Genomic DNA, 6708 nt, shown 5'->3' on the forward strand with positions numbered 1-6708 from the left:
GCCGACAGACCGCTGAAGCTCAGAGCGCTCCGGACCTGTCGTCGAGCAGCCACGGGTTCGACAGCAACACGAAGGCCGATTCGACGATGAGTACAGGCGACATGTTCGTCTGCAGCCGTCGCCTCGCCTCGGTGATCGCATCGATGCGCAGGAGAGTCGTATCCGGACCATCCCGGTTCGCCTGTTCCGAGATGAGATCGACCTCGCCGGCATTGATCCATCCGTCGCGGATCCCCAGCTGATACATGAGGATGTCACGGTAGAGGCTCATGAGCTCGAGGAAGATCCTGTCGAGTTCGTCGTTGCGGGCACGTACCGATCGTCGCTTCTGTTCCTCTTCGAGCTTTCTGATCTGTGACCGTGCCGAGGGTGGAATCGTCTTCTCCCCCTCGAGGCCCAGAGTTGTCATCAACTCAGTGCGCTCGGCCGCATTGCGCTCTTCGACACGCGATTTCGCAGTCTCGGCAGCTTCATCGACGATGCGTCCGGCGAGGCGGATCGTCGCCCCGACCGAGGTCAGTTTGCCGGGGATCGCGAGAATCTGTTTGCGTTCTTCGCCAGCGGATTTGTTCAGAGCCATGTATTTGGCCCGACCGATGTGGTTCTGTGCCACCGCTGCCGCCCAATGTGCCCGATCCTCGTCCACGTGGTCGCGTTCGATGAGCAGCTTCGCCACAGCGTCACGCGAGGGGATGCGCAGACGGACGGGACGGCACCGGGACCGGATTGTGGTGAGAACATCGATGGGGCTCGGAGCGCAGAGCAGCCATACCGTTGCCGGAGGCGGCTCCTCAATGGCCTTGAGCAGAACGTTGGCCGTGCGTTCGGTCATGCGGTCCGCATCCTCGATGATGACGACTCGCCACGCCGAGTTGACCGGCGCCGACTGGGCCCTCGTCACCAGCTCACGCACCTCATCGATGGCGATGACCGACTTCTGCGTCGACATGATCGTCAGCGACTCGTGGTGGCCCTTGAGGACCCGCGCGGTCACATCGTTCTCGTCCTCCCCACCAGAGATCAGGGCCGCGGCAAAGGCACGCGCCGCATTCGATCGGCCTGAGCCGGGAGGGCCCGTGAACATCCACGCATGTGTCATCGCTCCTGGAGAACGCAGCGCGTACTCCAACTGGGTGACGACATCATCTTGACCGACGAGCTCATCGAAGACGCTCACTCAGGATCCCTCCGGATTGTTGAAGCGCTGTTGGTTGCGTTCCCGCTGCCTGCGCAGTCGCTCCCGGGCCTGACGTTCGATCTCGGCCTGAGCCTGGAGCCGCTCACGACTCATCTGACGCGGACTGCGCACAGGCAGAACGGTCGTGGCTGCGTCATCGTCGTTGGAGTTGTCGTCTCCAGCTGGCACCGGACCCGGTGGGGCCGAACCCGTCTCAGAAGCCGCGCCCGCATTCCGGGAATCGGCCGGTCGCACGACGCGGGTTTCTGCTTCCTCTGCGGCCTGCGTCTCGATGACGTTCGTAGGCACGCTATCCTCGTCCTCGTCGTCACCTTCATCACGCAGCGGGGCGCTGGGTGTGAATCTTTGGGCTGGCAGCACGGTCGTCTCTGCCTCGTCAGCCCGATCCGGGTAGCCGGCATCGTCCGCGTCCTCATCACGGTGCAGATCCGCTCCAAGGTCGATGCGGTCGGTCTCGATCGCGTCGTCATCGACGTCGCTTCCGTGTCCGGACGTCGGCCGGACACGCTCGTCTCCCACAGGAATGAACCGGACTCCCGGCTCGGGTGTGGCATCATCGGCTGCTTCGGAGACAGACACCGGGGCTGAGTCTCGCGCTGAGTCCGACGCGTCCGGGTGTGAATCTCGTCCGCTTGATCGGTCCACGTCTGACGAGGGGCTCTCCCCCGCCTCGGCGATGGTGGGTCGATTCTTCTCAGCAGGCCCACCTTCCTCGACAGACCCGGCAGACCCGGCTTCCTCGACAGACTCAGCAGATCCAGCTTCCTCGACAGACCCGGCAGAAGCCGAGGCGGGCAGAGCCGTGCTGCCCAGATTTCGCGGCAGGCGGTGACGGATGGCCGTGAGGATCTCTGCGGTCAGCTCGTCAGCCGAGACTGCGGCATCAAGAACGACGTAACGATCAGGTTCCTTGTGCGCACGGGACAGGTAGGTTTGGCGCACGCGCTGGTGGAACTGTTGGCTCTCCTCGTCGAGGTAGTTGTTCTCTCCCCGTTCGCCCATCCGCGTCGCGGCGGTCTCGGGGTCGATGTCGAGCACGATCGTCAGGTGGGGAACAAGTCCCTGAGTCGCCCACTTGCTCAGCGCCAGGATGGTCGTCGGGTCGAAGCTGCGGCCCGCGGCCTGGTAAGCGATCGTCGAGTCGATGTACCTGTCGGTGATGACGATGTTGCCGGCCTCAAGGCTCGGATCGACGAGTGACGCGACGTGGTGGGCGCGGTCGGCGGCGAAGAGCAGCGCTTCCGTGCGCGGGCTCGGCGGTTCGGAGTCGAAGAGCACCGACCGGATCTGGCGACCAAGCTCTGTGCCGCCCGGTTCCCGCGTGGCCTCGACGTTGTAACCGTCGTCGGCCAGGGCCCGGGAGATCCGCTTGATCTGCGTGCTCTTGCCCGAACCGTCTCCGCCTTCGATGGCGATGAAGAAACCGGCGCCGAGGCGCTCGGCCGATACACCGATGCCGCCGCTTTCCGTGGTGCTGGGCGGCCGGAATCCGTGCACGATGTCAACAGAGAGCCCCTGCATCCCGTGCGGATCGAAGATGAAGAGTCCAACGATTCCACCGGCGAGGGCGGCCAGACCCACGATGACGAATGCCAGGTCGCTCGGCGTGAGCAGCCATTCGGCGGCTGTGCCGAGCGGGACGGCCACACCGAAGTCGATGGCGTTGATGACCAGAGCCACAACGGCACCGCCGACGGCGCCGATGCGACGGGAGAAGTCATAGGGCTGCGACCGAACGCCGATTCCGACGAGGAAGGCGATGGCGGCAGACAGCACGACCTTGCCCGAGAGTTCGTTGATGGCGCCCGTGGCCACCAGCAGAACACCGGAGACGAGCAGAGCGAAGGCGGAGACACGAGGCCGCGACATTCCGGGGGCGAAGGTTGGCCCCATCTCGAAGCCGATGGCCCATCCGACCAGCACACACGCGATGAAGAGTGAGTACCCTGCCTGGCCGAAGCTGTGCTCGACGGCTGTCGGCTGGGCCAGGATGAAGGTCGCACCCAGCACCGCGAACAGGGCGATGCATACCCACGGGTTGGGGATATTCGCCGGCGGCCTGGCCACCCGAGCCTTGATGGAGGGAAACGCCCCGGTCGTCGCTGACTCAGCGTGCAGTGCACGTTCGGGGGTGAGGAAGATGATGACGGCGCCGACGGCCATGCCGATCCCGACCAGAAGGCTCATCCAGCCCAGTGCCCGAGTTCCGGCGGCGGCACCGCCGACGATCTGGAAGGCGCAGGAGATGAAGACGAGGACGGCCGCGGGGATGCCGACGCGCCGCCACGGCTTCTCGTTCGTGAAGGGGTTGATGCTCATGAGCAGGCCCACGACCGCACCGAGGAACAGAGCGGTGACCCAGGTCAGCCATGCGCTCGGCGCGAGGCTGAGGACGATGAGCAGTGCCGCCTCGGCGACGGCAGCGATGCTCAGAGCGGTCTTGCGAACCGCCGGCCCCTTGGTCGCGAAGACGCGGCTGGGGATGAACAGCCCGGCACCGGCCAGGACGAAGACGATGAGGAGGGAGAGACTCCCCTGCTGATTGTCTAAGCCTCCTGCGGCCAGGGAATCAGCGGTCGCCACGAAGGCTCGTCCGCCTACCGTGGCGAAGAATCCACTGGTGCCCGCGATGACGTAGCTGATCGCAGCCAGAACGATCAGAGCGCCCCAGGCTGCCGTTTCGGTGACCAACCGGCCAGGGGCTCCGGGAAGTCGATGTCCTGTAGTCGTCAACATACTCACAGGACCACAATATCGGTCGCGACTGACATATCTCTTGGAACAGACCACTTCTCTTGGAACCGTCTGAGATCCTCTACTCTTGATTCCGTGCACACAACGACTTCGGCGATGACATCGGTCGAGACCATAGGGCTGAGTCCGATCGGAGAACTCGCCTTCGCCCGGGTTCTGCTCGAGTCCGTCAAACACGGCAGACGCGGTGCGACACTGCGGATCTACCGTCCCGCTCCAACAGTCGCGTTCGGGGCCAGGGACCGGTTCCTGCCCGGTTTCCCTGCCGCGATCGAGGCCGCACGGGAGCACGGCTTCACGCCGGCTCTGCGCAGCCTCGGCGGTCGTGCTGCCGCTTACCACCCTGGGTCACTTGTCATCGATCACATCGAGCCCAGCGACGCATTCATCAAAGATACGACGGCCCGGTTCACCGGTTTCGGCCAGGACTATGTCGAGGTGCTCAGGGGCATCGGAATCGACGCCCGCCTCGGCGAGATCCCCGGTGAGTACTGCCCGGGCGAGCACAGCGTGAACGTGGCGGGCAGGATCAAGGCGATCGGCACCGCGCAGCGCGTCGTGTCCGGAGCCTGGCTGTTCTCGTCGTCGGTCATCGTCGAGGATCCCGACCCCATCCGCTCCGTTCTCACCGACGTCGAAGCGGCCCTGGGCGTCGAATGGGACCCGGCCACCGGCGGTTCGATCAGTGAAGTTCATCCCGAGATGACCACTGACACCGTCGCCGAGGCGTTCGCCGCCTATTACGAACGTTCCCATCCGCTCACGCCCGATTCACCCACCCCCGAGGAGCTCGAGGCCCTTCCCGAGCAGATCGCCAAGCACGTCCTGTGAGACGTCTCCAGGTTCCTCCCCAGGTTTCTGACGGCGAAAGTCCCGACGCTGAAGCTCAATGACGAGAAATGGAGTCGATGACGTGACGAAAGTACGTGAAGCGACGAAAGCAGACCTGCCCGACATTCTGCGGCTGGTGCGCGGCCTGGCCGAGTACGAGCGCGAACCCGACGCAGTCGAGGCGACCGAGGATGATTTTGCCGCGGTGATGTTCCCCGACGACGGTCATGCGAACACGTACGGGCACGTCGCCGAGGCGGATGGTGAGATCATCGGAATCGCCATCTGGTTCCACTCATTCTCGACATGGACCGGTAAGAACGGAATCTGGCTCGAAGACCTCTTCGTCCACCCCGATCACCGAGGCGGCGGCGCCGGCAAGGCGCTCCTCGGCCGTCTGGCTCAGCTTTGCCAGGAACGGGGACTGACTCGACTCGAATGGTGCGTCCTCAAGTGGAACGAACCTTCGATCGGGTTCTACCGCTCGCTGGGCGCCGCAGCACAGGACGATTGGGAGACCTACCGCCTGGATGGTCAGGCTCTGCAGTCGTTCGCCGCCGAGTCGGCTGCGAACGCGTCGCGCGGCTGACTGTTTCCGGGCCTCACGCGTCGAGGTTGAGTTCGACCTCTTCGAGCCGTTCGACCGGGCGGAACCCCAAACGCCGATTGATTGCGAGCATGTGCTCGTTCTCCTCGGCGTTATAGGTGACGATCGCTCGCGCCTCCAACCCCGACTGGGCGAACTCTATCGCGGCGGCGGCTTTCATCGCCGCCCCGAGCCGATGGCCCCGATGCTCGCCTCGGACGAGGGTGCCCCACTGATAGACCATGGATTCGACCGACGAGTGGATCAGTTGAGTGTAGGCCGCGATGTCGCCTGACGGGGCGAGTGCGATCGCTGCGAAGCTGGTCCTGCCCTGCTCGACGAAGATGGCCTCCTGTTCGCGGATATCAGCGGCCGAGGTGGCCTCAGGCTCGATCTCCCGCTCACCAGTCGGTGCTTCGGTCTCGAGGAGGCCCTCCATGAGAGCCCACCGGTCGACGAACTCCTCCGGCACATCTCCGGTCCAGGAATGCAGCTCGAACTCTTCGTGGGAGGGTCGTGCCTCATCGGCGATCGCGCGAATGAGCTCGGAATCCAACGGCAGAGGACACTCGCTGCGCAGGTCTCCGATGGCGATGGCGAACCCGTGGTGTTCAGCGAACGCGATGCCTGGCACCGAAGCCTCAGCATCTGCAATTTTCGCAGCTCCCATGCCTGTCCCGCCACCGCCGTAGGGGCGGCAGACCTCTGAGGCGATCACCCGTCGTCCCCACTCCCGTGTTCGGGAACGAACGAATTCGAGCATTGCGGAACCGATACCTCGGCGCCGGGATCCGGGTTCGACATAGAGTCCGAGGTCGACCCGGTGGCGGTTGTCGCTGAGCGGAAACGCCAGCGACATCGCACCGATCGCCGGGGTGGACGCCCCGCTGTGTTCCTCTATCGGGCTGTGAACAAGGTAGAGCTCAGTCGTCGACGAGCTGCGCTGGGCGCGCAGCTGTGCGCCCAACTCGACTTCGGTCCACACCGGAGCATCCGGACCGCGATCGTGGGAACTCGCTGCAGCGAACACCTCATGCCACGCACGGAACGCATCGTCGTCGGCCGGGTCGTTGAGGTGGATCCTGATCGACGGGGTAACTGCCATGAGTTCGGACTCCATTGTCTGCGATCTGACGGTTGCGGTCTGATGTCTAAGGTCTGGGTCTGACGTCTGTGGTCGGACGACTGCGGTCTGGGTCTGACGTCTAAGGTCGACCGTCGGACGTCTAACGTCTATCGGCTGGGACCCGCGCGCCGGGTCGGGATCGGCCGTTGGAACGCCTGCAACCCAGTCGAACGCGGCTTAGGTGGTCATTTTGGGCTGATCCCGAATGGGAAA

The 6708-nt window shown here is 64.4% G+C and carries 5 protein-coding genes; 2 read left to right on the forward strand and 3 right to left on the reverse strand.

What is annotated here, in order from left to right; genetic code table 11:
* Nucleotides 1–19: 19 nt before the first annotated feature.
* Both MPN20_RS01650 and tmk read right to left on the reverse strand, forming a co-directional pair.
* Nucleotides 20–1177 (reverse strand): DNA polymerase III subunit delta', encoded by a 1158-nt coding sequence (locus tag MPN20_RS01650; RefSeq protein ID WP_242778656.1) that lies wholly within the window; start codon nt 1175–1177, stop codon nt 20–22.
* Nucleotides 1178–3934, reverse strand: coding sequence for a dTMP kinase (gene tmk / locus MPN20_RS01655; RefSeq protein ID WP_242778680.1), 2757 nt, complete (start codon nt 3932–3934; stop codon nt 1178–1180).
* A 93-nt stretch (nt 3935–4027) separates the two neighbouring features.
* On the opposite strand from tmk, the gene MPN20_RS01660 reads away from it, so the two are divergent.
* Together MPN20_RS01660 and MPN20_RS01665 are read left to right on the forward strand one after the other, a co-directional pair.
* Nucleotides 4028–4783 carry a lipoate--protein ligase family protein gene (locus tag MPN20_RS01660; RefSeq protein WP_242778659.1) on the forward strand — a complete coding sequence of 252 codons (756 nt, stop codon included), beginning with the start codon at nt 4028–4030 and terminating at the stop codon, nt 4781–4783.
* An 82-nt stretch (nt 4784–4865) separates the two neighbouring features.
* On the forward strand, nt 4866–5372 hold the full coding sequence (locus MPN20_RS01665; protein ID WP_242778661.1) for a GNAT family N-acetyltransferase: 507 nt from the start codon (nt 4866–4868) through the stop codon (nt 5370–5372).
* A 13-nt stretch (nt 5373–5385) separates the two neighbouring features.
* On the opposite strand, the gene MPN20_RS01670 is transcribed toward MPN20_RS01665, so the two are convergent.
* Nucleotides 5386–6474, reverse strand: a complete 1089-nt coding sequence (locus MPN20_RS01670) for a GNAT family N-acetyltransferase (RefSeq protein WP_242778663.1) — start codon at nt 6472–6474, stop codon at nt 5386–5388.
* Nucleotides 6475–6708 lie beyond the last annotated feature (234 nt).

Source organism: Brevibacterium sp. ZH18, from assembly GCF_022748595.1.
Classification (GTDB): domain Bacteria; phylum Actinomycetota; class Actinomycetes; order Actinomycetales; family Brevibacteriaceae; genus Brevibacterium.

What these genes read in the sequence shown, in the direction of transcription:
- tmk (WP_242778680.1), bottom strand. Translation starts at nt 3,934, where the DNA reads ATGTTGACGACTACAGGACATCGACTTCCCGGAGCCCCTGGCCGGTTG.
- MPN20_RS01670 (WP_242778663.1), bottom strand. Translation starts at nt 6,474, where the DNA reads ATGGCAGTTACCCCGTCGATCAGGATCCACCTCAACGACCCGGCCGAC.